Origin of the sequence: Paenibacillus terricola (genome assembly GCF_014779765.1) — a bacterium.
GTDB classification, from domain to species: domain Bacteria; phylum Bacillota; class Bacilli; order Paenibacillales; family Paenibacillaceae; genus Paenibacillus_T; species Paenibacillus_T terricola.
Genome location: NZ_JACXZA010000003.1, coordinates 100,153 through 126,875 on the forward strand (window position 1 = coordinate 100,153; position 26,723 = coordinate 126,875).

General features: G+C 50.3%; 24 protein-coding genes and 1 pseudogene. 5 read left to right on the forward strand and 20 right to left on the reverse strand.

Annotation, left to right across the window (positions count from 1 at the left end):
- Window positions 1-199: 199 nt before the first annotated feature.
- From dnaN to H8B09_RS12735, 3 genes are all read right to left on the reverse strand, one after another.
- A complete protein-coding gene (dnaN, locus tag H8B09_RS12725; RefSeq protein ID WP_318152605.1) occupies window positions 200-1,363 on the reverse strand; it encodes a DNA polymerase III subunit beta in 1,164 nt (387 codons plus the stop codon).
- 30 nt (window positions 1,364-1,393) lie between these two features.
- Window positions 1,394-1,630, reverse strand: coding sequence for a ribbon-helix-helix domain-containing protein (locus H8B09_RS12730; RefSeq protein ID WP_191203921.1), 237 nt, complete (start codon window positions 1,628-1,630; stop codon window positions 1,394-1,396).
- Window positions 1,631-1,858: 228 nt separating this feature from the next.
- A complete protein-coding gene (locus H8B09_RS12735; protein ID WP_318152606.1) occupies window positions 1,859-2,197 on the reverse strand; it encodes a chitinase N-terminal domain-containing protein in 339 nt (112 codons plus the stop codon).
- 370 nt (window positions 2,198-2,567) lie between these two features.
- Between H8B09_RS12735 and H8B09_RS30460 the strand changes: the two are divergent.
- The 3 genes and pseudogenes from H8B09_RS30460 to H8B09_RS12745 all read left to right on the forward strand — a co-directional run.
- A pseudogene (locus H8B09_RS30460) lies at window positions 2,568-2,990 on the forward strand (excalibur calcium-binding domain-containing protein); the annotation flags it as partial.
- Between the two features lie 177 nt (window positions 2,991-3,167).
- Complete coding sequence (locus H8B09_RS31020; RefSeq protein ID WP_318152636.1) at window positions 3,168-3,395, forward strand: excalibur calcium-binding domain-containing protein; 228 nt, start codon at window positions 3,168-3,170, stop codon at window positions 3,393-3,395.
- 73 nt (window positions 3,396-3,468) lie between these two features.
- On the forward strand, window positions 3,469-3,843 hold the full coding sequence (locus H8B09_RS12745; protein ID WP_191204512.1) for an NUDIX hydrolase: 375 nt from the start codon (window positions 3,469-3,471) through the stop codon (window positions 3,841-3,843).
- Between the two features lie 205 nt (window positions 3,844-4,048).
- On the opposite strand, the gene H8B09_RS12750 is transcribed toward H8B09_RS12745, so the two are convergent.
- From H8B09_RS12750 to H8B09_RS12780, 7 genes are all read right to left on the reverse strand, one after another.
- Window positions 4,049-5,002 carry an aldo/keto reductase gene (locus H8B09_RS12750; RefSeq protein ID WP_224753562.1) on the reverse strand — a complete coding sequence of 318 codons (954 nt, stop codon included), beginning with the start codon at window positions 5,000-5,002 and terminating at the stop codon, window positions 4,049-4,051.
- Window positions 5,003-5,233: 231 nt separating this feature from the next.
- Window positions 5,234-6,706, reverse strand: a complete 1,473-nt coding sequence (locus H8B09_RS12755) for a DHA2 family efflux MFS transporter permease subunit (protein ID WP_191203924.1) — start codon at window positions 6,704-6,706, stop codon at window positions 5,234-5,236.
- A gap of 91 nt (window positions 6,707-6,797) precedes the next feature.
- Complete coding sequence (locus H8B09_RS12760) at window positions 6,798-7,589, reverse strand: Nif3-like dinuclear metal center hexameric protein (RefSeq protein ID WP_191203925.1); 792 nt, start codon at window positions 7,587-7,589, stop codon at window positions 6,798-6,800.
- Between the two features lie 48 nt (window positions 7,590-7,637).
- On the reverse strand, window positions 7,638-8,204 hold the full coding sequence (locus H8B09_RS12765) for a hypothetical protein (RefSeq protein WP_191203926.1): 567 nt from the start codon (window positions 8,202-8,204) through the stop codon (window positions 7,638-7,640).
- 149 nt (window positions 8,205-8,353) lie between these two features.
- A complete protein-coding gene (locus tag H8B09_RS12770) occupies window positions 8,354-9,223 on the reverse strand; it encodes a carbohydrate ABC transporter permease (RefSeq protein WP_397376071.1) in 870 nt (289 codons plus the stop codon).
- A gap of 60 nt (window positions 9,224-9,283) precedes the next feature.
- The gene (locus H8B09_RS12775) at window positions 9,284-10,141 is read right to left on the reverse strand and encodes an ABC transporter permease (protein WP_224753643.1); all 858 of its coding nucleotides are present in this window, start codon (window positions 10,139-10,141) and stop codon (window positions 9,284-9,286) included.
- A 291-nt stretch (window positions 10,142-10,432) separates the two neighbouring features.
- The gene (locus H8B09_RS12780) at window positions 10,433-12,091 is read right to left on the reverse strand and encodes a type 2 periplasmic-binding domain-containing protein (protein ID WP_191203929.1); all 1,659 of its coding nucleotides are present in this window, start codon (window positions 12,089-12,091) and stop codon (window positions 10,433-10,435) included.
- Between the two features lie 795 nt (window positions 12,092-12,886).
- On the opposite strand from H8B09_RS12780, the gene H8B09_RS12785 reads away from it, so the two are divergent.
- Complete coding sequence (locus tag H8B09_RS12785) at window positions 12,887-14,494, forward strand: S-layer homology domain-containing protein (protein WP_191203930.1); 1,608 nt, start codon at window positions 12,887-12,889, stop codon at window positions 14,492-14,494.
- A 79-nt stretch (window positions 14,495-14,573) separates the two neighbouring features.
- Here the strand turns inward: H8B09_RS12785 and H8B09_RS12790 are convergent, their stop codons facing one another.
- The 10 genes from H8B09_RS12790 to H8B09_RS12835 all read right to left on the reverse strand — a co-directional run bounded on the left by H8B09_RS12790 (window position 14,574) and on the right by H8B09_RS12835 (window position 25,497).
- Entirely contained in the window at window positions 14,574-15,356 is a 783-nt protein-coding gene (locus H8B09_RS12790; protein ID WP_191203931.1) for an excinuclease ABC subunit UvrA, read from the reverse strand.
- Window positions 15,357-15,546: 190 nt separating this feature from the next.
- A complete protein-coding gene (locus H8B09_RS12795; protein ID WP_224753564.1) occupies window positions 15,547-16,914 on the reverse strand; it encodes an ABC transporter substrate-binding protein in 1,368 nt (455 codons plus the stop codon).
- Window positions 16,911-18,773, reverse strand: a complete 1,863-nt coding sequence (locus H8B09_RS12800; RefSeq protein WP_191203932.1) for a sensor histidine kinase — start codon at window positions 18,771-18,773, stop codon at window positions 16,911-16,913. The genes H8B09_RS12795 and H8B09_RS12800 overlap by 4 nt, the downstream gene beginning before the upstream one ends.
- A 21-nt stretch (window positions 18,774-18,794) precedes the next feature.
- The gene (locus H8B09_RS12805; protein WP_191203933.1) at window positions 18,795-20,408 is read right to left on the reverse strand and encodes a response regulator transcription factor; all 1,614 of its coding nucleotides are present in this window, start codon (window positions 20,406-20,408) and stop codon (window positions 18,795-18,797) included.
- A gap of 244 nt (window positions 20,409-20,652) precedes the next feature.
- Window positions 20,653-22,290, reverse strand: a complete 1,638-nt coding sequence (locus tag H8B09_RS12810; RefSeq protein WP_191203934.1) for a b(o/a)3-type cytochrome-c oxidase subunit 1 — start codon at window positions 22,288-22,290, stop codon at window positions 20,653-20,655.
- Window positions 22,291-22,301: 11 nt separating this feature from the next.
- Complete coding sequence (locus tag H8B09_RS12815) at window positions 22,302-22,772, reverse strand: cytochrome c oxidase subunit II (protein WP_191203935.1); 471 nt, start codon at window positions 22,770-22,772, stop codon at window positions 22,302-22,304.
- Between the two features lie 16 nt (window positions 22,773-22,788).
- Window positions 22,789-22,959, reverse strand: a complete 171-nt coding sequence (locus H8B09_RS12820; RefSeq protein WP_191203936.1) for a cytochrome c oxidase subunit 2A — start codon at window positions 22,957-22,959, stop codon at window positions 22,789-22,791.
- 931 nt (window positions 22,960-23,890) lie between these two features.
- Window positions 23,891-24,376, reverse strand: a complete 486-nt coding sequence (locus H8B09_RS12825; protein ID WP_191203937.1) for a hemerythrin domain-containing protein — start codon at window positions 24,374-24,376, stop codon at window positions 23,891-23,893.
- A 30-nt stretch (window positions 24,377-24,406) separates the two neighbouring features.
- Window positions 24,407-24,961: a DoxX family membrane protein gene (locus H8B09_RS12830; protein ID WP_191203938.1), complete on the reverse strand. Its 555-nt coding sequence runs from the start codon at window positions 24,959-24,961 to the stop codon at window positions 24,407-24,409.
- Between the two features lie 134 nt (window positions 24,962-25,095).
- Window positions 25,096-25,497 carry a cupredoxin domain-containing protein gene (locus H8B09_RS12835; protein WP_191203939.1) on the reverse strand — a complete coding sequence of 134 codons (402 nt, stop codon included), beginning with the start codon at window positions 25,495-25,497 and terminating at the stop codon, window positions 25,096-25,098.
- Window positions 25,498-25,750: 253 nt separating this feature from the next.
- On the opposite strand from H8B09_RS12835, the gene H8B09_RS12840 reads away from it, so the two are divergent.
- A complete protein-coding gene (locus tag H8B09_RS12840) occupies window positions 25,751-26,503 on the forward strand; it encodes a Crp/Fnr family transcriptional regulator (RefSeq protein ID WP_224753565.1) in 753 nt (250 codons plus the stop codon).
- Window positions 26,504-26,723: the final 220 nt, after the last annotated feature.

The window sequence follows — 26,723 nt, forward strand, 5'->3', positions numbered from 1 at the left end:
AGGTTACTGACATGACGAAGTTGAGAGGCGGCCGAATACGGACTGCGCTGCACGTAGTACGACGCAAACCGCTATTTGTGTTCGCTCCATCATGCGCCCGGACTACCAACCGGAACTGTGTTTTAACGTCTCCACCAAATAGTAGCAAGTGGAGTTATTCCGAGCAATAGGCCATTCGTTTGAGCAGCTAACTCTACGTTTAATGAGCTTGAGCATGTACCGCCGTTCGAATTGGCGTTAGCAGAAATAACATAGACGATATGTCATCCCTATCAACTGGCTGCAAGACAATCGGACCCCGATCGCCCGTAAACCACAGTCTTAGCCCCGTGCATTCGAGACATCGTACGATATCGACCAACATTTTACCGTTAAAGGACAGTACGAATGGCTCGCCTTGCATCATTGCCACTGGTATGAACTCTTTCATATCGCCAATTGCCGCAGTACGCGACACAATCCCTAGACATTCCTTATTCGCGGATAACCTGACGATTCGATCTTCCGCCAATACCGCTGCTCGCTCCAAGGCATGCAGCAACCGCGGCGTCTCTACGATCATCTCGGAGCGGTATGACCGAGGGATAATCGAATCCGTGGAAGGATAAGACCCTTCAATTGGCGACAGCTGAATGCGAAAGTCCGGCGTCTGGACAACGATTTGATGGTTGCTCGCCTCCAGCTCTACGAGGATGTTTTGCTCACCGATCATGCTAGCCACATCAAGCAAATGTCGTCCTGAAACAATGAAATTCGCGGGCTCTATGCAGCCCCCCAAGTTCTCGATCGGTATCGTGCAGGTCGCCAGTCTTATGCCATCTGTCGAAGTAAGCTGAAGTTCGTTGCTGCCGTGATAAGTCAGACATACACCTGTAAGTACTGGGCGTGTCTCTGAGGTGGATACCGCTGATGCAGCCTGTTTAATCGCTGATTTCAATATGCCTCCATCGACGCAAAATCGGTAGACCGTAGAACAGTGGCGCGTGCTGCGATAACGCTTCGGATACGATTGCGCATCCATTCCGCACAGCCGTATCGACGTATTCTCACTTGAAATGGCAGCGATGATCGATTCTGTCCCGTCCAAGATTACGATGCCATCGTCGAGCTTCCGTACGATTTCATAGAAATATCGCGCAGGTACTACGATACTGCCCGTTTCTAGTACCGATAGGATGGATCCATCCTGCATGATTCTAGCCTCTATTGACATGGTAGTATGACTACCTGTCAGGACCAGTTCTCTTCCTGTCGCTTCGATATGTATACCCGTTAGAATCGGTATCGGATTGTTCGCAGACACCGCTTTAAGTACATGCTGGAGGGCATGCATTAGACGCTCCCTCTTGATATGGACTAGCACAATCGTCTCCCCTGCCTCTCCGCACCGAATCTATGAGGAATAGTAAGCCTCTATGATGTGACGAATCGCCTCAGAGCGGGATTGGCCGTGCTCCGTGCAATGCTGCTCCAGCTTGTCCCATAATTCGTCTGGCAGCGTTAGCGACACCTTCTTCGTCACACCGATTGCTTTACGACCCGCCCCTTCCCGCAAACCGCCCCTCGTAAAAACAAATCCCAGCTGTCCTTCCTTATTTGCAATGCCGATTTTGACAGGGTCGTCGTTCACTGTAAACACCTCTGTTATATGAATTAAGTAACCTTATTCAAACACTTGTTACATTCATCATATCATCTCAAGCGCGGAGTTACAATGTGTGTGATCATAACCAATGAACGTCGCTCTCTCTGGTTGTGTGGATAGATCAGAACTCTGATGCGCAAGCCAGTGAACCGGGAATATGCTCGTAGACGCAAAAAGCCCAGACGGTGTCCTCCGTCTGGGCTCGCCAACCGATTATTTCACTTTCACCGTAATCTCCGCGCTCGACGTAACGCCGCTCGCATTCGCAAGCTCTGCCCGGTACACATATGTGCCCGGCGCGCGGCCCGAGATGGACGTCACCGCGGTCTGAGCATCCGGTGTACGAACCGCTAAAGTCTGTGTGTCAATCAGTACGCCGTTCTCGTACAGCCGATAAACATTGCCGTTTGTTCCCCACCACACACTCATCTTCACCTGGTAGGTACCGTCTCCACTCCAGTTGTTATGGGACAATACAGGCTTGCCTGGATTCGGATCCGTTACCTTCACCGTTAACGGCTGACAGGTTGTCGTACCGTAGGCATTGGTCAATTCACACGCCATTCATGGATGAGCGACCGCGTTCAGAGGTAGATTTTAACGCCAATAAGAATTTGTTTTTTCCTAGTAGTTTGGAAACTTATTAAATTCTTATGTGGTGAGAAAGCCCTTATCGAAGCCATTCAAGGATGAGCGACCGCGTTTATAAGGTAGGCTTTATCGCCAATAACAAATTGACTTTTCCTAATAGTTTAGGAAAAGATAATTTGTTATGTGGTAGAATAGTAGTGACTAAAGCACCTTTACATATGAAAGGAATGAATCCGACATGTTGCGCATCGTTGGATGGCTGATTACCCCGTTCCTGATGCTTCTCTTCAGGTGGTCGAGGCTCAGCAAATCAGCACGTATACTTGGCATTATGTGGACCATCGGCATAGTCATCATTGCCGTTAGTCTAGTTCAATCCGTGCCGCAAGACTCAGGTGGAACAGTTGATACGGTAGGAACGCCAACACGTGATCAATACGACGTAAAGCTCATTTTCCCGGCTGACCGGTACCCCGAGACAGCCGATCATATTCAAGACGCTATTGCAAAGGGCGAATCATCCATCTGTACGATCGATCGAAGCGGATCGGTTGAACATCGGGAAGCATCGCTAGCTGGAATTCCTACACGCAAAGGTTATGACCGTGATGAATGGCCGATGGCCATGTGTGCCGAAGGCGGAGCAGGTGCTGACATCCGTTATGTAACGCCTAGCGATAACCGCGGGGCGGGTTCATGGATCGGCGGGCAGCTCAATGATTATGCCGATGGCACCCGTGTATGGATCGTCATTGATAATACAGAAGCTGCGAATGAAATTGGATCGGATTTGGACGTGGACTCTCATGCGGGAACTAGTACGGGAGGGGCAAGCGAGGCAGTAAGCTCCGCTGCAGGATCAAGTACGAATACCACTACTAACGCAGGTGCGGGGAAGTCAAACACAAACTCTGATGCTGGATCAAGCAAAGTGGATAGCACGAGCAGCAACAAATCCAGTTCAACGACAACAAAGCCGGCGGTTGAATCCAACGTTTCCTCCACTCCAGCTTCGAACAATACAAACAATACGAAGACAGAAGTTGTATATAAGAACTGTACAGAAGTACGTGCAGCTGGTGCAGCGCCACTGCATAAAGCTGACCCCGGCTACAGCCGGAAGCTCGACCGGGATGGCGATGGCGTCGCCTGCGAATAACATTCGATAAGATGCGAAGCGAAGCAGTTGATCGATTTATACAACTACAACAAAAGTGAGGCGCAGCGATGTTATGATTGCTCAAGCTATCGTCATTCAAAATCAACATGTACTCATGGTTAAGCAATATGTTCAGCGCGGCGACATCGTCTGGAACTTCCCCGGAGGCGGGATTGAAGAGGGCGAGACGCCGGAACAAGCTTGCATCCGTGAGCTCCGTGAGGAAACCGGCTATGAGATACAACTTGTGCAGCTGCTCCATGAGCAATTCGACAAGTACACCTTCGCTGCCTGCATTACGGGCGGCGAGCTGCTGCATGATTTTGCAAGCGCCTACAATGAAGATATTATCGAGGTAGCGTGGATCAGCCTTGCTGATGAGAGCAAATTCGATCCGGTAACGAAGCCGATGCTGAATTTATACAGGAAAAATATAGGTCTTGACTAATGCGCATTTACGGCAAAAGGGAAGGACGTCTCCGTGACGTCCTTCCCTTTTGGTTCCGCATATAGCTGCTGCCCCTAGCCCTGATCGTTGAACAGGTGTAACAAATGGTCTTAACGGTTGGAAACACAGCCTTTGTCGGGCCTCGGAACCATCGCTTTAAAAGCTATCGCTGCGGATTTCATTCCATATTTTCGCTTATCTTCTGTCAATGAAAGCTGCCGAGCTCTGCCAGCTCATCCGCTGTCAGCTTGAAGCGCATCGCGCCAGCCAGCTCTGCCGCATGATGCGGCTTCGAAGCTCCGGGGATTGCGAACACCGTATCACCATGCGCATGAATGAGCCAATTTAGCGCAATCTGCGTCGGCGACACTTCATATTGCGAAGCCAACTGCTCCATCCGCGTCATCAATGGCCGCGAACGCTCAACCGCCTCTCGCTTCACCCCGCCATTAATCCTCCGCATAGCCGATATCCCTTCCAACAGCTCAGGGTTGCGATGAAACTTGCCGCTCAGCAGCCCCTGCTTCAACGGACTGTATGCAATAATGGCAACGCCAAGCTCTTTCGCCGTCTCAAGAATGCCATTGTTCTCAATCTGCCGATCCAGCAGGCTGTACTTGACCTGATTCGAAGCAAGCCGCAGACCATGCTCGCGAAGCGTACGATCCGCCTCTCTCATCTTCTTCGCAGAGAAATTACTGACCCCGATATGGCGAATAAGCCCTTGTTCCGCCAGCTTGGCCATCTGCTTCATCTCGCTAGCAGCCGAAGAGAACGAGAACGGCTGATGCACTTGATACAGATCAATCGTTCGTCCGGCCAATGCTTTCTGCCGCTCGCCGATCGAACGAGGAATGTTGGCCGCCGTTCGCATGATCGGCCACCATTTGGTCGCAATGCGTGCCTCATCGCTAAGAGGCGCAAGCGCTTGAAGCGAAGCGGCAAGAACCCGCTCCGATTCGCCATTGCCATAGATTTCAGCAGTGTCGAACCAATTGATGCTGCCCTCTAGACAGATTCGAATAATCTCGCGAACCTGATCGTCTGGCAGCGCAGACCAATATTGGCCGATTAAACCTCGGCCTCCGCTGAACTGCCATGTGCCAAGGCCGATTGGCGACAATTTCAAATCGGTAGCACCTAACTGCCGAATCTCCATCTTCACAAACCTCCCATTCGTTTCTATCATCCGGTTCCCTATCTTAATAATACCTTGTCTATCATCAATCTTATGTATCGAAATGCTAATATGCACAAGCATAGCATATTTGCCCTAACAATGCGGTGCTCCATAGACAGACGAATAGAAGGCTGTATGACGATCATCCCATGATGACTGCCATACAGCCTTACTTGCTTGCTTACTTCGCTTAATATAAAGACAAGCTCACTACCCCATCATCGACTCGTTGACAGCTAGATTCTGCTGATCCGCAGATACCGACACTTTCGGCTTTCGAAGCGTGAGGCCAAGCACGAACCCAACTAATGCAAGGATCGACAGCAGCAAATACGCATCATGGAACGCTGAGGACATCGCATCCGGGATCGGCTTTAATCCATCTTCAATATGCTTTGTCGTGCGATTCGCAATAATCGTCGTTAAACCCGCAACCGCAAACGATGTAATGACCTGCTGCGTTGCACTTGTCAGCGAAGTTACTCTGCTGACTAGACTCGGCGGTGCAGATTGAATCAGATAAGTGTTCAAAGGGATGAAGGACATCCCGAAGCCCGCGCCTAACAGAATACGCGGTACCAGGAAAGCCCAAGGACTCTGATCCGCATCAATCTGTGCGATAAGGAAAGCACCAGCCGATACAAGAAGCAGACCAACGAACAACAATGGACGTGCGCCAATACGGTCATACAATCTACCGCCAATCGGCATGAACGTAGCAGCAGCAAGCGCCTGCGGCAGCGTCCACATCCCAGCGTGGAACGCATCCATCCCCATGAGCTTCTGCATGAAGTAAGGGATCATGAAGATGATACCGAACATCGTGAACTGCATCACCCACTGCACGATAATTCCACGCGTGAACAACGCGGAGCGGAATACACGCAGCTCGAGCAACGGCTGCTTCTTGCGCGTCAGCTCCACAACAGCGAACAGAATAAGCGCCAACGCACCAACTACGAGACCGATAATCGTCCGATCCGACGTCCAGCTGACTCCGCCTTCACTTAAACCATAAGACAACCCGGCGAAAGCAAGCGGTCCGAGTATGATACCAAGCATATCGAGTGACGTCGATGCCTGCTTCGGCAGCTTCGGAAGCTGCCAGATCGCAAGACCGAGGCCTACGATGCCAATCGGAAGATTAATAAGGAAGATCCACTGCCAATTGACGTAATCGACCAAATAACCGGCCAGCATCGGCCCAAGCGCAGGAGCAAGCAATATCGGAAAACCCATCATCCCCATAATGCTGCCTGCCTTCTCCGGCGGACTCATACGGAACGTCATCGCGAATGCGATCGGCAGCACCATGCCGCCGCCAAGTCCTTGCAGCACACGGAATACAATCAGCTGCTCTAACGTGTTCGCCTGTGCGCACAAAACGGAGCCAATCGTAAAGAGCAGCAGTGAAATGACGAAAATTTGCTTCGAACCAAACTTATCAGACATCCAGCCCGCGAGCGGAATAACTGCTGCCTGCGCAAGCGCATAGCCTGTAACCGTCCACTGCACATCGAGCAGCGTGCGGCCGAAATCGTCGCTTAATACCGGGATCGCAACGTTCATCGCCGTCGAATCGAGAATAACCATGAAGATCCCAACAATAATTGCAATTAGCGGCCCTACCAACTGACGCATTGATTTGACAGGCCCAAACCCATCCGGTATTTGTGCTTCCATGCATCCTCCTTCGCGGGACTTAACACATGAAGTACCCGCCTATTCAACGATAATGCTGAAAGTGTAGCGCACAAGGATATTTTTAGCAATATTACATGAGCTGGAAAAGCGGTTTTTCACAAATAAAATATACCGGCACCCCGCCCAGCGCAGATCGAAGTTGATCCGCCAGCAGCTTCATGCCCGGAACTTCGCTCTCCGCATGGCCGAGAACGATAAGCGCCTTGCGCTTCCCCTGCTGCATAGCATCGGTCACATAAGCCGGTAACTCCCACTCCATACCCTCACCAATTATGAACAGATCAAGCGGTTCCGGCTCTGTAAGCGGCAGCATGACCGACGCACTGCCTCGATAGCCCACGGATAACCCGACTCGCTGACAAAGAGTCGATGGATCGCCAACAACACGCACAAAACCGATGCCGAGCTTTTCCTTCACATTTTGCACGATTTCACCCAACGTCAGTGCCGCAGGAAGAGCAACGATCGAGGCATTCTCACGAACGTCTGCGACATCCTTACTCCAAGTCAGTTGCTCGATCAGAGCGGCAGTTATAAGATCCGGCTGTACGCGATGCACACTGTCATGGTTGCGGTAGATAGCAAGACCAGACTGCCGAATCCGTTCATTTTTGTCCACAAAGACAGGGTCCTGCTTAAGTACTTCCACCGGATCGCGATGCGCATAATGCGGCCCCTCATGCGTAATGAGCAAATTCGCGCCCTGTGCGATTGCTTCTTCAATCACATATTGAGACGGCATGAATGCGACTGCGATCGCCTCCACTTGATCGTCTGGACTGCCTGTCAGCAGGCCGTCCACTGTATTCGGAATTGGCTGCTTCACCATCAGATCGATAACGGTTTGAATTGTAATGCCCAACTGTATGCACCTTCCCCTTGTTCGCAAAATGTAGGGTGCCGTCTTTCGTTAAGACGGACCTTTGACCGCTTTCTTCCACTCTCCTGCGTATTTGCGACGATACTTCACATCCGCTTCCTTCTCGATCAGATCGAGAGCGGTTTGGCGAATAAACGGCTCCGGCACGAGATCATACAGCCGCCGCATGCTATGAATGATATCGAATCGGATCAGCGGGTAGTTTTTCTCATGGATGCAATCCTCATAACGTGCAGCTAACCCCTCGATAAGCATTTCCCGCTGCTCCGGCCCCGCTAATCCAATCTGCCATAGCGATTGCAAGCTGTGTCTTGCCGTAACGAACTTCTCGTCTCGCGTCACCGCCAACAATCTTGAAAAATCGTCCATGATCCGCATCTCCGGATCACTCTTCGCGAGCTTGCTCAGCAGCTGTACGGCAATCGTTCTGCGGTGATTGTCCGAATGCGTAAGATCGCTCACCAACGCATCCCAGCATTCATAAGCCCAGTTTACAGTTTCTTCTGCTGCTGCCAACAGCCCTATGTATCCTTCATTGCGTATGTTCTTATCGGATGATTGCAGATGCTCGAGATATAGTCGAATAAGCGCATCCACTCGATCGATTCCTCCTTCATGGTATAGAACAGACTAGCTATTGTTATTGTATTAGCCTTTTACAGTCTAATCCCTTCCTTTCTGGCGTAAACAAAAAAACACCTCCAATTCCGCAGCAATTGCAGAGATTGGAGGTGCTTGCCGTTTGCTTAACCTTTGACCGAACCGATCATAACACCTTTCTCGAAGTACTTCTGGATGAACGGGTAGACGATCAGAATTGGCAGCGTCGATACGAGAATGACGCCGTATTTGATTTGGTCAGCGAATTGCTGAGCATAGCCGCCAGATGCACCGCCGCCACCGCCGCCTGCACCGCCTTCGAATACTTGGTTGGACAACAGAATGTCCCGAAGTATGATCTGAAGCGGCTGCAGCTCGTTGTCTCGAATATAGACGAGCGCGGTGAAGAAGTCGTTCCAGTGCGCAACGAGGTAGTACAGGGCAATTACAGATACGACAGCCCTCGATAACGGAAGGGCAACCGAACTGAAGAACTTGAAATGGCTGCAACCATCAATCGATGCCGCTTCGTACAGCTCTTTCGGAAGCGAAGTTTCGAAGAAAGTACGCGTAATGATCAGGTTGAACACGTTTACGCAGAACGGGAAGATGAATACCCACATCGTGTTCGTCATATGCAGACCCTTGATCAGCAGATAAGTCGGAATCAACCCGCCGCTGAAGAACATCGTGATTACGAACATAAACATGAGAAACCGTCTAGCCCGAAACTCGGGTCTGGACAATGCATATGCAGCTGGCAGCGTGAACAGAAGGTTCACGAACGTACCGAGCAAGGTGTATACGATAGTATTGCGGTAACCGGTCCAAATCCGGGAGTCACCGAGAATTTCCTTGTAGCCGAACATGCTGATTCCTTTCGGAAATAGCAGCACCTTACCTGTCGCTACGAGCGTCGAATCGGAAATCGAAGCGATGCAGATGAAATATAGTGGATATGCGACAATAAGAAAAGATAATACAGCCAGAACAGCAACGCCAATGTCGAAAATCATGTCATTAGCTGTTTTTTTACGATAACGGATCATTTCCATAGCATGCTACCCCCTCTCGCTCTACCATAAGCTAATGTTCGATACTCGCTTAGCAATCGCGTTCGTAGCGAACAAGAAGATGAAGTTAATGAGCGTATTGAACAGGCCGATCGCAGAGGAGTAGCTGATCTGGTTCGATAGTATCCCGATCTTATACACGTAAGTCGCAATAACCTCAGAAACCGGAATGTTGAGCGTATTCTGCATCAGGAAGATTTTCTCGAAGCCCGTACCAAGTACGTTACCCATACTGAGAATGAACAAGATGATCATCGTAGGCACGATGGACGGCAGATCAATGTGACGAATCGTCTGCCAGCGGTTTGCTCCGTCGATCTTGGACGAATCGTACAGCTGCGGATCAACACTGGACAAGGCTGCCAAGTAGATAATGCTGTTCCAGCCGCAATGCTGCCAGATATCGGAGAGTACATAGACCGGAATAAAGCTGTTCGTGCTTGCCAGAAGGTTTACATCGCCATATCCGAGGTGATTCATCAGGTTACCGACGATCCCCGTATTCGGCGACAACATAACATTCAGCATACCAACCATAACGACGATCGAAATGAAGTGAGGCATGTACACCGTCGTCTGCAGCGTTTTCTTCGCCCGTTTCCAGCGTATCTGGTTAATCAACAGCGCTAGAAGGATCGGGGCTGGGAAGCCGATAATGATGGTCGCCAAGCTGATCTTGATCGTATTCCACATAATGTCTTTGAACAGGTAGTTGTCAATGAACATCTTGAAATAATAGAGTCCATGCCAAGCCCCGCCCGTCAGACCTTTGGTATAGTCGTAGTCACGGAATGCAAGTTGAATGCCATACATCGGAATGTAGTTGAAAATAATAATTGCGACAATCGCAGGGAAGACCATGATCCACAGCTGATAGTCGCGGCGGAACGTATTGAATATACTCGGCTTCTTAGCTGTAATCGTTGCTTCCCGATTCGGGACTGTTAGCTTCGTTTGCGTAGTCATTCCATCAATCTCCCTTGTCAAGGTGAAACGGCTGTCGCCGTCAATCGTCGGCTAAGTGCGTTTCATTCCGGGGATATAAGCTTCTATTATGAGATAAGCAGAAAACTCATAATGTCTTATATTTGAATGAAGATGCTGCACACCATTATGTGACAGGGTGCGCAGCATCTTCGTCACTGATACTTCTTACTTCTTAGCCTCATAGTCATCGTAGTACTTCTGCATGATTTCGATGTTCTGCTGAACGCCCGTTTTCTGTGCGTTCTTCACGTAGCTATCCCATTCTTTTTCGATGCCGCCCTTCGTCACCCATTGCGAGAATTTCGCCATCGCCAGGTTCATCAGGTTCGTGTTGTTCAGGCTCATCGTGTTGTTGTCAGCCGAGCTGTACTTAATGAACATGCTTGGCAGTACGTCCTTGTCCTTGTCGATCGCGTTAATAACGCTCATCAGCGGATCCGTTTGTTTGCCAACCGATTGCATGTCCGTACCCAGTGTCAGGTTAAGCGAGTCAGCAATGTACATTGGACCGTTGTCTGCAAACGAGGATGTCCATTTCCAAGTACCTGGGTCCATCGCTGCATCAGCTGGCGGAAGAACCGAATACGTGTCGTCGCCATTGTCTTTGATGTTCGGTCCGATGGAGCCGAACAGGACTTGCATACTTACTTTCGGATCATACAGTTCGTTGACGAAGCGCATTGCCGCATCTTTGTTCTTCGATTTGGCCGAGATCGATACCATGTTTACGCCGTAGTTCAGGGAGTTGTAGTCATAGTCCCAGCTCTGCTGCGTATTGTCGTCAGCCGAGTATTTCAGCGGCGCCATTGCCGTATATTGCGGTGCCAGCGTGTTGCCGAAACGGTCTGTTACTTCCCAGCCCCACGAGAAGCCGACTTTGGCTTTATCGCCCGTGCCGCGTGCAACGGATTGGTATTTCGTATAGTCTTGCGTGAACACTTCTTTGTTGATCAGACCAGCTGCGAAACACTTGTTGAGGAATTCAACAAACGTTTTGTAGCGCTCGTCGAGGAGGAAGTTTTTCACTTTGCCATCCTCTAAGAAGTAGCCTTGACCGCTGCCGTCTGTCAGCGTGATGCCGAGGCTTCCTAGCAGAACCGTAGGATGGAAGTAGCCGAAGCCGCCTGTGCCTACTGGCGCGAAGTCCATTGGAATTTCGTCGTTCACATCGCCGTCGCCGTTCGCATCTTTTTCTTTGAAAGCGAGCAGGACGTTGTACAGCTCGTCCCAGTTCGTTGGCATTTGCAGGCCAAGGTTGTCCAGCCATTGCTGGTTAATATATTGTCTCGAAACCGTTGCCGGCCAGAAGCGTTGGTACTTCGACAGACCATAGATTTTGCCGTCCGCTTGCGTGGAGATCGTCTTCGTCTCCGGCTTCGCGTCGAACATCGCTTGTACGTTCGGTGCATCCTTCGCGATCAGATCCGTCAGGTCTGCGAACAGGCCAGGGAATTGCGAGTAGTCAGCGTCTGTGATGGCGTTAGGTCCGATGATCAAGTCCGGTACATCGCCGCCAGCAAGAAGGGCCGCTTTCTTTTGACCCCAGTCAGCCGTAACCTCTTGCCATTTGATCTCAACGTTTGCGCGTTTCGCAGCTTCCGTGAGCCACTCCATCTTAGCAAGCTCTTTGGTCAATGGGTGTTTCGTAAAGATTGCCGTCAGTTTAACAGGTGCCGAACTTTGTGTATCCGTACCCGATTGCGTGTCGCTGCTCGTGCTGCCCTTGTCACCGCTGTTGTTGTCACTGTCGCTGCCGCAACCTGTCAGTGCAAGTGCAGTTAAAGAAGTAGCGAGTGCAAGCGTTAACCACTTTTTCTTCTTCATAGCTTCAATTCCCCCTGATTCTATAAAGTTGTGTCCGTCGTGCTGTGTCACTGATGTGTGTCACCGTGCTTGACACATTCATCATAGCAAGCGCTTTCACAGGGGAACAATTCGGAAAATCATTGGATAAGGGGGAGAATGATTAGGTGGAGCCTGGGTTGGAATGAATACTATTGTGTGCGGGGTCGCTGCGCGAGGGAATGTTCTTTCGATCCCCGTGCTTTTCGGATGCCCTGAACAACTTGGTTGATGTAAGCATCCGAAAAGCAAAGGGAACTAAAAGCTTTCCGGAGGAAAGCTGCATCGGAAGCATACGCTGGCGCTTCTACAGAATCATTCCCTCGCTTCGCTCGTTAGCACACTAGTAATTCCACCGCGGCCGGCTCCGCCTAAACATTCCCCTAGGGGTAGGTAGGTTTGGGACTTCCGCTTGCGCGATGCTCAGCTTCAGGAGGAGATTTATGTGTGCAAGGGTCGCTGCGCGAGGGAATGTTCTTTCGATCCCCGTGCTTTTCGGATGCCTTGAACAACTTGGTCGATGTGGGCATCCGAAAAGCAAAGGGCACGCTGGCGCTTCTACAGAATCATTCCCTCGCTTCGCTCGTTAGCACACGGCTCCGCCTAAACATTCTCTCCCTGGGGGTAGGTAGGTTTGGGACTATCGCTTGCGCTGCGCTTAGCTTCAGGAGTCCGATGAATCTTGCAATCTATCACTATGGTATTATTTGACCCGTGAGCCGTCGCGCGATAAATGATAGTATACGAGGATATGAACTTTACGAAAGAGGGATGTTCGTGAAGCGAGGTATCGGAGTAATAACGACGGTTATCTTCAGCGTGTGTTTGTTCGGACAAGCCGTTAACTGCTCGGCTGCAACAAGCGCGCAGCCTTTTACAGATATATCTAGCAGCTTCGCCAAAGAGGCCATTATCGATTTATATACAAAAAATATTATGAACGGCACGAGTACCTCAACGTTCTCGTCTACTAAGCCGATCACTCGCGCCGAGTTTACCAAATCACTCGACACGCTGCTTGGTCTCGATAGCGTTACAAGTGCTGTATCTCCATTCACGGATGTTCCCGAGAGTGCATGGTATTACGGCTGGATTCAAACGGCCCTGCAGCTCGGCATCGCCAATGGAACGAGCGCCAGTACGTTCTCGCCAACGAAATCGGTAACGAGGCAGGAAGCCGCTCAGCTGCTCGTTCGTGCGTTGCGGCAAACCACGGTAAGCAGCGCAGACGCGGAAGGTTTTAAGGATGCAGGCATTATCGCGGGATGGGCTAAGCCAGCCGTTGCTTCGGCAAAGAAGCTAGGGCTGCTCATGGGCGACAACGCGGGCAATTTCCGTCCAAACGATTCGATCACCAGAGCGGAAGCGGCCGTTATGCTGGATCGAGTGCTTCTGAATGCCAAGTGGTCCGCTGAGCTGAAGCCCGTAATGAATGACTCAATCCGACTTGGCTGGCAGTACGGCCAGACGACGGCGGAATTCGAGCAAACCGTGCTGCAGTCGAATGTCAACACATTGTCTCCACGTTGGTATTTTATCGGGCCGTCGGGAACGATTACGGACAATACGGATAAATCGCTTGTGACTTGGGCGAACCGCAACAACAAGAAGATATGGGCAATGGTAGGCAATCGGAGTGACCAGAAACTTACGCATATGATGCTGTCGGATTCAACAGCGAGAGCAACGGTCGTGAATAGCTTGGTTTCGGCTGTCGCGAGCAACGGGTTGGCTGGACTGAATATCGATTTTGAGAACGTGGCGCCGGAGGATCGTACGAGTTTCACGACATTCATCACCGAGCTGAAAACAAAGTTGTCGGCAATAAATGCAGTCCTAGCAGTCAATGTCTCACCGGATCTAGGAACAGATTGGACGGATGCTTTCGACTATGCCGCTCTTGGCAAGCAAGCGGATTATATCGTCATGATGGGTTATGATGAGTATTGGAGCGAAAGCGAGACGGCAGGCCCGAACGCATCGCTTACATACGTGAGCAATGCCGTCGAGAAGTTGCGCCAATCGGTGGCAGACAATAAAATCGTGCTCGCGATGCCGACTTATTTGATCGATTGGACTTTAAACAGCGATGGGAACGTCGCTTCTGCAAGCTATATGACGATGAAAGAGCAGAATGAGAAGATTTCATCATTCTCGCTTCGTCCTGTATGGGATGAGAACCTTGGTCAGTATACGGTTCAATTTACATCCATAGGGGCTAAGCATCGCTTATGGGTCGAGGATGGCCGTTCCTTAACCGCCAAGTATCGGCTAATTGCCGATACGAAACTCGCAGGCTGGGCTGTTTGGTATATGGGTGCCGAAAGCGTGGATATTTGGACGAGTCTGCGAAATGCCGAGAAGTATTACGGCTATAAGTTTTAACAGGTCCGATAACAAACGAATAACACAAGAGCCTCCTTGCGCAAGGGAGGCTCTTCTTCATGCAATTATTGTATATCGATTAGTTCGTGTTCGTCCCTTGAATGAGTCGCTTAAGGCCGATTTTGTCCAGATAAGCTAGTCGGGCTTCCAATTCGGCGATAAGATCTCCGGCTAGTTCTACATCGTTGGCGTCGAGGGATGATGGAAGTTTGCGAATGAATGCGAGAAGCTGCTGAACAGACATTCTCGATGCGGCAGCATAGGTACGCCCTTGGAGGGTAACAGACCGGCTCTCTGGACTTAACTTCGTTCCTTCGCATAGCGGACAGGCAACAGGACCAGTGAAATAATTAATCAGCCTTCGATTGCCCTTAGACTTCGTACCGGCATCACGCATATTCCGTAGATCATGCACACATCCTCGATAGTAGGCTGTTGCTGCTTTTTTCTTATACACATAAGAAACAGGCCGCTGATTATACCCGTACAGCAGAATATCAATAAACCGCTCGTCCTGCTCGATTAGCGGTTTGTCATAGTAGATGTTCAGCATTCTAGCCAACTGCTTGATCACTTCGACAGGCGCGCAGTAGGAGCCCGCCCACATCAGAACAGCGCCTTGCTTAAGCGACAGCTCTGGCGCAATCATGCGCTCCGGCACAATATCGATAACCGTTCCAACACCATTACATACCGTGCACGTTCCGTCCAGACGGCTCTCCACAAAATCGGTCGGCACGCTGCTGCCATCTGCCCGATTGCCTATAATGGCATAAATCGCTCTCAACTGCTCTCGAATACTCAATATCGTACCAACAAGCGAACCTGCTTTGGACGCATCAAACGGTTTAATTTGGACCAATTCTCCCCCTCCTCTCAGCGATTATCATCAAATACAAATAATTACAACCATTATATCGGGCCGTGCACCGCTTAACAACACATGGGAAACGATATTACTGCTATATGTATGCATTGTTCGATCATGCAAGAATGCAACGAGTTACAACACTAGAAGCCGCCCGCGCAATCGCGGACGGCTCATCATTTTCCTATGGATAAGTTCCTTTAAACACTGCATTAACCTGCGGTGCGATCTCTTCGAATGCTTCCTTCACCGGCTTATTGGCGAGATAAATTTTATCAAGTGCGGGACTTAAGATCGTATTGATCTGCTCGATATTGCGCAAATAGTAGTCGAACGAATTAACGCCGTTCTCGTACGTCTGGCGCATAACAGCGTCCTCGTATCCATCGGGATGGCCTGGCTTCACTGTCGCCCATTTCGCGATTAGCTCGGGCTTCGTGTAATAATCCTTAAGCAGCGGCATCCAGAGGCCGCTCGCATACATGTCGATAGCATGCTCTGCGTCGAGCAGCCATTTGTACAACAGCCATGCCTCCTGCGGATGCTTGGATGTCGCCGACATCACGATAGGCTCGCCGAATTGAATCGTCGTGCTCTTCTTCAGCTTCGGCAGCACACCAACGCCGAAATTCACTTTGGCCGCAGCCAGGTCCAGTTGAATCCATTGACCATCAATGTTCATTGCAACTTTCTTGCTCTGCAGCGAAAGCGTTGGCTCCGGCAAGTTCTTCGCATCGGTCGGAGATGGCGCAACATGGTGCACGTAGATCAAATCCACCATCTTCTGTACCGCATCAATTACCGCTGGATCGTCGAGATTCAATCGGCTGCCATCCGCGGCAATCATACTAGCATCATTGGATGGAACGAACAGATGCCACAAGTAAGTCGGAAGCCGGACGCCATACTGCTTGATGTGGGTAGGATCAAATTCAGGACTAAAGGCGTTATTGCCATTACGGTCAAATGTCAACCTCTTGGCCGCCGATACGAACTCATCCCACGTCCATGCATCCTCCGCTTTCACCGGTGGCAGCGGAACATTGGCTTCCTCGAACATCTCTTTGTTGTAATAGATCGCGAATGATTCCTCTGTTACTTTGACCCCGGCGATTTTGGCCTGATCCCAATACATGACCGCATTCGGAATAAGCGTCTGCTCATTCACTTCTGGGTCAGTGTCCATAAATTCCTTCAAATTGTGCAGCTTGCCCTGCTCCGCCCATTGCAGCGCCGATTCCTTGTGCAGCAGGAATACATCCGGTGCCTTGTTGCTCGCATACAGCGTCGTTAACTTCGTCCCATAGTCGCCTGGTGCGTAGATGCTGCTGACATGAATATTCGGATACTGCTCCATGAACTTCGCAATCATCCGCTCTTGGGCTGCTCTCTCATTCGCCGTACCCCAGAAAGCATAGGACAATTCAACTTTAGTTTGGTTTGTCTTCGTAACGGAGGAGGCACCTTCCCCCTTGTTCAAACTGCCCTCTGGCTGGCAGCCGGCTGCAAGCAGCAGGACGCACAATAACATCAACAGCGGTCCCTTCTTCATGCGCTGGCTCCCCCTTCTGCAATGGTCGACTCCTGATACGTCCCCATTTGAATCACAATTCGAGTTCCTTGTCCCTCCGTAGAGTAAATATCGATGCCATAATGCGCCCCATACAGCAGCTTAATTCGTTTCTCAACGTTTGCCATGCCCGTAGAACGAACCTTACCCGATTTGATTCCGTCGATACGTTCTCTGGAGATGCCAGCCCCATTATCCTCTACGGAGAAAATGACACGATCCTCATCAATCCAGCCCTTCACAGCAATTATGCCGCCCTCTTCCATCTCTGCGAGACCATGTATAATCGCATTCTCCACGAATGGCTGCAAGAACAGCTTCGGCACATGCATCTTATCGAGCCGCTCATCGACCTCGTAAGTGACAGTGAATAGATTCTGGAACCGCGACGACATAATGTACATATACTTGTCCAGCCAGTCCAGATCGATCCGAAGCGGCCAAGTCTCGTCTTTGTTGCGTGTCGTCGTCTGCAGCATCTCAGCTAGACTGAGCATAATGCGGCTCATCTCTTGTTGATTGTTCTCAACCGCAATCCAATACAACGTCGTTAACGTGTTGTACAGAAAATGCGGATTAAGCTGCAGGTTCAACGCCATTAGCTCTGCTTCCTTCTGGCGAAGACGTGAAGCATAGTTCTCTTCGATGAGCGTTTGAATACGTACATTCATGCCATTGAACGTACGGACCAATTCCCCAATCTCGTCATGTCCGTGCTCAGGCACCTGCACTTGGAACTGACCGCGTTCCATCATCTTCATCGCTTTGCGAAGACGGATAATCGGCTTCGTAATCATGATGGACAGTAGATACGCAAGGAGAGCAGAAACGACAAGCATGACAGCGAGGAAAACAATCGAATACGAACGGATCGCTTTCAGTTCTTGCAGAGCATCTGCAACTGGCACCTCAATATAAGAGATCCAGCCCGTGCTGTCCATCTGGCTGTAGCTGATCAGCATCTTCCGTCCATCGATAACCTGCTGAATGCTGCCGCGTTTATTAGCTGCTGCCTCATCGAACCAGGATGGCTTCCGATCTTCAATCGAATCGCCAACAGAACTAGAACTAATTACGGAACCACCGTCTTTGTTCAGAATGCCGTAGGACAGATGCGTCATATTGCTCTTCTGCGCGTATTCCGTAAACAATCTGCCCATGAATTCAGGCGTCAGGCTGACCATCAACACTGGCCGCTTCGTGCCTTGCGGCATCGTGCGGAATATGCCCTGATCGTCTATGAACGTCAAATTCAGCTCTTTCACGGCGGAAATCAGTCGATCGAACTCAAACGACAGCTCTTTCATACCATCTTCGTGGAACGCTTCGGCATAGGAATAGGTCGGCACCCAAGCCAAATCCCCCTGGCTCTCAATCGAAGCGCGGTACAGCTTCGAACGGAAGAAATTGTCCGGCTCTACGAACATCCGTACCGAGTTGCCGAACGTATATTCAGGCGTCACAATGAACGAAGAATAGATATCGTCGCTGCCGAAATATTTGAACAAAATATTCGTAATCTTACGATCTGCAATAATAAGCGCTTCATTATCGTACGACTTCATATCCATAATGGCCCGGTACAGCTCATTATCGATTGGAAGCACCTCGCTCTTATCGCGGATGTCCCGCAGCTTCTCGTCTAGCAGCTGGTTATTGTTCAATACAACGTTGCCAATACTTTCTTGAACATTGCGCAGCATATTGCTGGCGCTGATCTGATAATAAGTAAAGCCAAGAATGATGACAATAAAGCTGACGAGCAGAAAATAGGACACAAAAAGCTTTAGACGGAATTTGACATTGCCTGCCCATTCCGTCATTGATTTTAGCATAGGCATCGGTCGGTCAGCCTCGTTTCATCAAGATGAGAACATGCGGCGAAACTCGTCCGGCGGATACAGATACATCTTCTTAAACACCTTGTTGAAATACTTGATGTCCTTATAGCCGACTTGCTTAGCGATATCGGATACTTTATGATCCGACTGCAGCAGCATACTGCGCGCTTTCTGCATACGGCTCTTGACGAGGAAGTCCGTGAACGACTGTCCAAAATGATTTTTAAACAAGATACTGAAATACGATGAATTGTAATAAAACCGCTGAGCGACTGTTTCAAGCCCTAAGTCCTCATGCAGATTGTCCTCCAGATACTCTCTGCATTTCTGCATAATGAGCTCGCTTCGGGACGACTTGTCCTTCTTCATCTGCACAATTATATCGGTTAACAGTTGGATGGCAACAACAACCGTTGCGCGCAGTGTATCAGCTTCCATGATTTCACGATCAATTCGGTCTGCAAGCTGTCGGTGCATATCATCGCCAATGACGAGCTCCGCTCGTTTCATGCAAGTTAACAACAGCTGAATGGCGCTGCACTTCATTCGGAATGGCGTAGGGTAGCCAGAAGCAATCCGCTCCATAATGTCACGTAGCGCATCGCACGCCAGTTCCTGATTGCCTGCGGTTACTGCTTCTTCTAGGGCTGCTGTATCCTTAACCGCAATTGTCGTGCCTGGCGCCTGACGAAGCAGCTGCTCCAATTCATCTGCGGCTACCCACATGCCTTCAGGCGAGTAATAGAGATGAGCAAGCGCGCTCTTCGCCGATTCGCAGCAGCTGCGAATATCCCTCTCCAGGCTCATCGTCTCTAATCCGATACCGACACCTACCGAGCGGCTATAGATGTTCTCCAACTGGGCAAACGAGGCGCGGAGGCGCAACAGCCCTGTCTGGTCCGATTCGATGTCCTTCCATTCGATAATCGTATAGATTCGCTCTTTCTCATGCTCAGGCGTAAGCACCAGCGTATTCGCATAGGGAGCTAACGTCTGCGTAATTGCACGCTTCAGCATGCTTTTCCACTCGCGGTCACTGTCCTTCGCGCTTCCGGATTTCGTCTCTGCAATTAGAACAGTGCCCCGTCCGGCGAATGCCAGATGACTGCGAAACTCGAGCTGTTCCGACGGCTGTAAATCTTCGGTCATCCATTTATATGCAAGATGGTCCACGTATACGGGCTTCGTATGCGCGAGCTGATTCGTCAGCAGCTCTGCTTCAGAATGGCGGCTGATCTCCGTTGCGATCTGCTGCTCCAGCCCTTCCAACAAGGGCTGCAGATGATCCGTGCTTACGGGCTTCACAAGATAATCATTCGCGCCCAAACGCAGCGCTTGCTGAGCTAAGCCGAATTCATGGAATACGCTTACAAAAATAACCTTCGTACGTCGTTTCAACGAAATCGTGTTCAGCGATTCCAGAAACTCCATCCCGTTCATAATCGGCATCTGTATATCCGTAAATACAATATCGAGCGATCGGCTCTGCGTCATCTCGAGCGCTTCCTTGCCGTTCTTCGCTTCATGTACACGATAATCGGGACGCAGCGAACGCACCAGGGCGGCTAACCCACGACGTTGTCTTGGTTCATCATCAACGATCAACACTTCAAGTCCGTTTGTAGTTGCTGGCATGATGCGATCATCTCCTTCGACTGCATGATTCGTTGAAAGAATCTACTCTTATTGTAAGTTGAATCAATTTCATTGGAAATGCATAGAACGGCGAAAATAATTGGAAAGGTAGATTGTTATTTGATCGTCACAGGAATGGCATACGTTCAGGTCCCGTTCGAGACAATAAAATCGAACAAGGACCACTCCCGTTCAGGAGTGGCCCTCATATCGCAATGCTTTCTAACCTTATTCTATCTTTCTATTACCACGTCACGTAACCCGGCGAAGTGACGGTAGTCTGGAACATGTCGATGACCGGCAATGTGTATGCGAACAGAATCAGGACAACTGCGATGCCGACCCAGAGGCCCCAGCGTTCCAGGTAGCGCGGCGTCTCTTCCGCACCTTCTGCCGTTTCGCCGATCGGATACTCGGTCTCGCCTTTGGGAGCGCGCATCAGACTGTACACGATGTAGGCAAGAATCAACAAGCCGATGAACAAAATCATACCGCCGACGGCCATAGCAACATGGTATGGCATCCACAAGATCGCATCCGGATGATCATCATACGTTGTATAGGCTGTACGTCTTGGATCGCCCAGCAGACCCACCGTATGCATCGAGCCCGACATGAAGAACATCCCGATGCACCAGCAAATCGTCTGCACGATGCCTAGCCTATTCATTCTTGCAGTCAGCACACGTCCCGTAATGTGCGGGATGAGCCAATACGTAATGCCGAAGAACGTCAGCGCGACGCTTGTCGCGACAGTCAAGTGGAAGTGACCGGTTACCCATAACGTATTATGGACGACCGCATTCATTTGGTTACTTGCATTGATAATGCCGCCCGCACCAGCCGGGATGAACACAAGCATACCCATGAATGGAGCGAAGAAACGAGCGTCTTTCCAAGGCAGCATTCGGAACCAACCGAACAATCCCTTCGCCCCTTTGGAACGACCATACAGCTCGAACGTAGCGAAGAGGGAGAAAGCGGTCATCAGCGAAGGAATAATAACCATGAATGTCAGCACAACCTGCGTATATTTCCAGAAGCCGCTGATGCCTGGTTCCATCAATTGATGGTGGAAGCCAACCGGAATCGAGAACAGCAGGAATAGAATGAACGACATTCTCGCTAGCGAGTCGCTGAAGATCTTTCCGCCGATGATTTTCGGAATAATAACATACCAGCAGATATATGCCGGGAGCAGCCAGAAGTAAACGAGCGGATGGCCAAAATACCAGAACAACGTACGGCTCAACACCACGTTAACCGTATCCACCCAGCCGAACGACCACGGAATAAGCTGTACGACGACCTCAACCGCAACGCCAATCGTTGCAATTTGCCACAGCAGCATCGTGACGACCGACATATACGCGAACAGCGGGGATACTTTGCCTTTATTCGCTTTGCGCCACACCATGTACTGACGGAAAATCCCGAACCCGCTCAGCCAGCTGCCAATAACAACAAGCGCGAGTGCGATGTAGAACCAAGGGGATGCTTTCATCGGTGCGTAGAACGTATACAGCACGGATGCTTTGCCAAGCAGGATGACGATAACGCCGATTACGGTACCGATCGACATTGTCGCGTAACCGATCCAAGCAAGCTTACGGACGCCCGGCAGCAGCTTGCCGCCTAACGTATGCGATACGCCTGAATATAGAAACCCTATAATGAAGTAGGTTGTAAAAATAAGCGCCATGAGCACGCCGTGTGCTGTAAGTAACTCATAGTACCCGATGTTCGCAGGCAAAGTGATCATTCCGCTTCTTACAGTCCCCTGCAGCATACCGGCCACGCCGCCGAGCAGCAGTGCAACGAATGCGAACAGGATGTGCGCCAGCACCAGCTTGCCATCCCTTCGATCAAACGGTTGTTTCATTCATACTCCTCCTACTTGACGACAATGGTAGTTTTCATATACTCGTGGCCCGTACCGCAATACTCATTGCACAACACCAAATACACGCCTGGTTTATCGAACTTGTGGCTAATGTGACTGACCTCGCCAGGCTCAATCATCATGTTGACGTTTGTGCCGACAATCTCGAAGCCATGGACAACGTCCGAGCTCGTCACTGTAAAATCAATCGTAGCCCCTACTGGTACCTCCAGTGTCTGCGGCTCATAACCAAATGCATAAGCGATCATCACCGCTTCATAGCGGTTGTCGCCTGTCTGCTTCAGGCCCGGGTCGTCGAACGGAGCCGTAGTCGTCACCTGTGTCGGGTCAATCGTATGGTGATGCTCGCTTGGAGGCGACATGCCCATACCGAATGCCGTCGCAGCGATGACGACGAGGAATATTGCGAGCATTGAGATGCCGATGCTCAGCCAGATCTTTTCCAGACGATGAACATGCATGCGATACACTCCTTCTCTAATTTCGAGCGATGAATAATACGAATACCCCGATCCAGCTGATGGCAATGAATGCCCCTAAGATCAATACGGATACGAATGTCCCGGATAATCCCGGCTCTTTCTTATCTAGCTCTGCTTTGGTTAGTGCCCCCGATTTCTGCTTCGCTTGAGGTCGGATTTCAGCCATGCGATAACCTCCTGTTTGGTTCGGATACTCTCATTGTAGGGCTGAGAGCGTTCGCACACTGTGAAGAACATCACATGAGATGAGAATGAATTGTGTCCAATCAGTGGCGGATATAAGGGGCTGCGCGCCCCTTATGACCCGCGTTTTACAAAAAAGAAATCTACTTCTAAATTCTCAAAAAGTTCTACCCACCCAAACCCTCCCTGCAAGGGAGGGCCCCAAAGGGCTTGTGCCCTCTGGACTCCTCACAAGGACGCTGCTTAGAATACTTGGGAACGTGTGCCCGCACTTGCCGCGACTGCGCGGCAAAGCTAACTGTTCGCTGTATCTAGGTACGCTCAGTCGTCCGCACACCTCATTCGCACGTGTCCACCTGTCACCGCCCATTGATGGTACTGAGAACATTCTACGGGGCTTTGCCCCTATGAACCCCATTGATTTCCACCAATTGGAGGATTCGAACGGCAGCGCACTTGGGACCTCTTTATTTTTATCTACCCACCCAAACCCTCCCTGCAAGGGAGGGCCCCAAAGGTCGTAAGCGTATGCTCCCGATGTGGTTTCCTCGCGGAAACCTTTACCTCTGGACTCCTCACAAGGACGCAATTTTGACTACTTGGGAACATGTGCCCGCACTTGCCGCATCCGCGGCAAAGCTGACTATTCGCTGTATCTAGGTACGGTCAGTCGTCCGCACACTTCATTCGCACGTGTCCACCTGTCACCGCCCATTGATGGTACTAATTCGTTCAAATGAAAAGCCGTTTCCAAAGTCTCGTTACGACTTTGGAAACGGCTTTATTGATCGACCCGCAACGTATCCTGTTTTGATGTACAGCCGCTAACTTAAGCGGACTACGTCATGCCAGTCCGTTATTATTCGTTCCACTTACGAGTCTTAAACAATCGACCTGGCAACAACTATCTCAGCTCACAATCCGCTGTAATCGATCTCCTCCATCAACCGGTCGGTGACTGGAACGATGTTCTCATCTTCAACGCGGAAGTGTTCGGCGATAATCATCAGTACTTGCTGCAGCAGGCGGAGCGCCTCTTCCGAAGCAGCCCCGTCTGCAGTGGCCTGCAAGTACGATTCATAGAACTGGATGGCGATGCTGCCATCCTGCTCGAGTACAGCCACGGGGCCGATCGAGCCGCCGCATATTGCTGATCGAGCAAGCGGAAAGATCGTCTGTTGCTCGCAATACAGATGCTTCTGCCAGTCCTGCATGAACGAAATGAACAGAGCCCTCACTTCGCGGTGATGATCGTCCCATGCTGTGAAATCATAGTTGCCTGGATGCCAGCTTACGAGCAAACCCAGCTCCCTTAATCGGATGGATAGCGCCTGATGCTCTTCTTTCCATTGATCATAGGTGAGGTACAGGTCGAGCAGCGGGAAATTCGTTCTCTCCATCACATTTCGTCCTCCTCAGCGTACTGCCCATTATTTCAGAACAATCCTACCTGTGCCAGCGCCAGTGCCCGCTCCGACATCTGTGCGTTCGCGATGCGTCAGTTTCGCCCAATATTTGCCGATGAGAGGCAGCAGATAGTAGTCTAGTCCGAAGCGTCCTGCGTTCGCGCCAGCCGTGAAGACGAGGAATCCAATCACCATCAGCCAAGGGTTCGTGCTCACCGTACCAGCCAGCAGGAATAACGTATTAAGCATCAGTCCGAAGAATCCTGCGAAGAGCGTCAGTCCACCCAGAATGAGACCAAGACCAATCAGGAACTCGCCAAGCGGAATCATAATGTTAATGAGCTTCACATTCGGCAGTGCAAAATGCTCAATGAAGTACGTGTAGTTCGGATACAGCAATGCGCCAGTTGTTTTGTCCGCCAGCGGCGTGTCGACCGCCTTCTTAAGGAAGCCCGTAGCGTCGAACCCGCCCGTCAGCTTATGCCAGCCTGGTTCCAACCATTTCCAACCGAGATAAATACGAACGAGTGTTACAATGACTGCCGCCCAAACATTTTGTTTGTACCATTTCATAGCCATAATCGGCATCTCCTCTCGAATAACCTGTTTATATTGTTGTGAAAATAATCACATACTTACCTGTGAAAAAAGTGCCCGCCTTCAGAAGCTGCTGCTTCCAGATCATGACGGGCGCTTGCTGCGAATAAAAGATCTTATTGCACGATCAGTTTACCCGTCATCTTCGCGTGTCCGCCGCCGCACATGATCGAGCAGTGGAATTCGAATTCGCCCGCTTGGTCCGCCACGAATGTCACCGTCTGGTCGCCCTTAATCTCTTTATTGTAGCCTGCCAGCTCAATGCCGTGATTGCCTTGGCTGTTCTTCAGTGTGATGCTCACGGTATCGCCCTTATTTACTTTAATCTCGGGCTGATCAAACTCGAAGTTTTTCGCTTCGATCGTAATGTCTTTCGTTGTGCCCGTTCCTTCAGATACCGCAGTAGAAGAGGAAGCAGCTGCAGAATCCTTCGTATCTTTGTCGCCGCCCCCGCCGCAGCCTGTCATCGTCAAGGCAATCGTGAGTACGATGCCGAGTGTCCCTAACCATTTCTTCATTGTGAAGTCCTCCTTCGTTTCGGTTACAGGTCCATCATAATCTCTTCCAGCGGTTTGTTATGTGATTTCCATCACAAATTCGAGGATTACACAATTTTGACAAAAATCGATCCACTCCCCTATGCGTCGGTGTGATTTCCATCACAAAAATAGTGGGAATTCTCATACCTAAATCAGGAAGTTCCCCGATTACGGATACGGATTACTATCTTAAGATGTAAATATAAGATGTATAGAAGGGTGCGGATCTAATATGAACAAAGTGGCGATTAAACATAAACAGCCTATCGTAGAACGTACAGAAAGTCCGCTTCGCATGGATCGCTTCTTTACGAGAGAGCAGTTCACACGACTAGAGGAGCTCATGTATCCAAGGCGTGCTGAAGCTGGACACTATCTCTTCTGGGAAGGCGAGCCGACAGGCAAGCTATACTATATACACTCGGGCAAAGTGAAACTTCGCAAATCGACGGAGGAAGGCAAAGATTTCATTCTGTCGATCCTGCAAGCTGGCGATATCGTGTTTGAACCCGAAGATGGCATGCGCACCGTTCACAGCTTCAGCGCAGAAGTGATGGAGGAGGCCGAGCTTGGCGTCATCCAGTGGAGCGACCTCGAAATACTGCTCTATCGCCATGGCGACTTGGCTGTCCGTTTTCTGAACTGGGTTGGTCTGATGCATCGCGTGACGGATTCGAAATTCCGCGACCTGCTGCTCTTCGGCAAGCCTGGCGCGCTTGCTTCGACTCTCATCCGGCTGACCAATACGTACGGCGCACCCTGTGCGGACGGCATTCTTATTACGCTGAAGCTGACGAATACCGAGCTTGCCGATTTCATCGGCACAACCCGCGAGAGCGTCAATCGAATGCTGAATGCACTGAAAGATGACGGCACGATCGATATCCGCAAAGGCCGGATCGTCGTCCTTAATCTGAATGCCCTGCGGCAGATTTGCCGTTGCCCGGAATGCCCCCGTTGCCCGAAGGAAGTATGCCGGATCTAACAGTCAACAGCCAACTACGCTAGTTGTACGCAAAAGGCTATTCAGTGCCGCTGCCGTTATCGGTCAGCCAGATTGATATGCTCCCCATACAGTAGACAGGTGAAATAATAAAAACCTGTTTCTGTGAGGGGAGCATTTTTCGTGCTTAAAAATAAGCTTGATACTGAAGAGAAATTAGCTATTCTTGAAGAGATTGCTAGTCGAACCCAACTTGCGAACT

What these genes read in the sequence shown, in the direction of transcription:
- H8B09_RS12825 (WP_191203937.1), bottom strand. Translation starts at nt 24,376, where the DNA reads ATGGAGAGAACGAATTTCCCGCTGCTCGACCTGTACCTCACCTATGAT.
- H8B09_RS12795 (WP_224753564.1), bottom strand. Translation starts at nt 16,914, where the DNA reads ATGAAGAAGGGACCGCTGTTGATGTTATTGTGCGTCCTGCTGCTTGCA.
- H8B09_RS12815 (WP_191203935.1), bottom strand. Translation starts at nt 22,772, where the DNA reads ATGCATGTTCATCGTCTGGAAAAGATCTGGCTGAGCATCGGCATCTCA.
- H8B09_RS12770 (WP_397376071.1), bottom strand. Translation starts at nt 9,223, where the DNA reads ATGATTTTCGACATTGGCGTTGCTGTTCTGGCTGTATTATCTTTTCTT.
- H8B09_RS12830 (WP_191203938.1), bottom strand. Translation starts at nt 24,961, where the DNA reads ATGGCTATGAAATGGTACAAACAAAATGTTTGGGCGGCAGTCATTGTA.
- H8B09_RS12840 (WP_224753565.1), top strand. Translation starts at nt 25,751, where the DNA reads ATGAACAAAGTGGCGATTAAACATAAACAGCCTATCGTAGAACGTACA.
- H8B09_RS12820 (WP_191203936.1), bottom strand. Translation starts at nt 22,959, where the DNA reads ATGGCTGAAATCCGACCTCAAGCGAAGCAGAAATCGGGGGCACTAACC.
- H8B09_RS12755 (WP_191203924.1), bottom strand. Translation starts at nt 6,706, where the DNA reads ATGGAAGCACAAATACCGGATGGGTTTGGGCCTGTCAAATCAATGCGT.
- H8B09_RS12805 (WP_191203933.1), bottom strand. Translation starts at nt 20,408, where the DNA reads ATGCCAGCAACTACAAACGGACTTGAAGTGTTGATCGTTGATGATGAA.
- H8B09_RS12750 (WP_224753562.1), bottom strand. Translation starts at nt 5,002, where the DNA reads ATGGAGATTCGGCAGTTAGGTGCTACCGATTTGAAATTGTCGCCAATC.
- H8B09_RS12835 (WP_191203939.1), bottom strand. Translation starts at nt 25,497, where the DNA reads ATGAAGAAATGGTTAGGGACACTCGGCATCGTACTCACGATTGCCTTG.
- H8B09_RS12775 (WP_224753643.1), bottom strand. Translation starts at nt 10,141, where the DNA reads ATGGTCTTCCCTGCGATTGTCGCAATTATTATTTTCAACTACATTCCG.
- H8B09_RS12800 (WP_191203932.1), bottom strand. Translation starts at nt 18,773, where the DNA reads ATGCCTATGCTAAAATCAATGACGGAATGGGCAGGCAATGTCAAATTC.
- H8B09_RS12810 (WP_191203934.1), bottom strand. Translation starts at nt 22,290, where the DNA reads ATGAAACAACCGTTTGATCGAAGGGATGGCAAGCTGGTGCTGGCGCAC.
- H8B09_RS12780 (WP_191203929.1), bottom strand. Translation starts at nt 12,091, where the DNA reads ATGAAGAAGAAAAAGTGGTTAACGCTTGCACTCGCTACTTCTTTAACT.
- H8B09_RS12745 (WP_191204512.1), top strand. Translation starts at nt 3,469, where the DNA reads ATGATTGCTCAAGCTATCGTCATTCAAAATCAACATGTACTCATGGTT.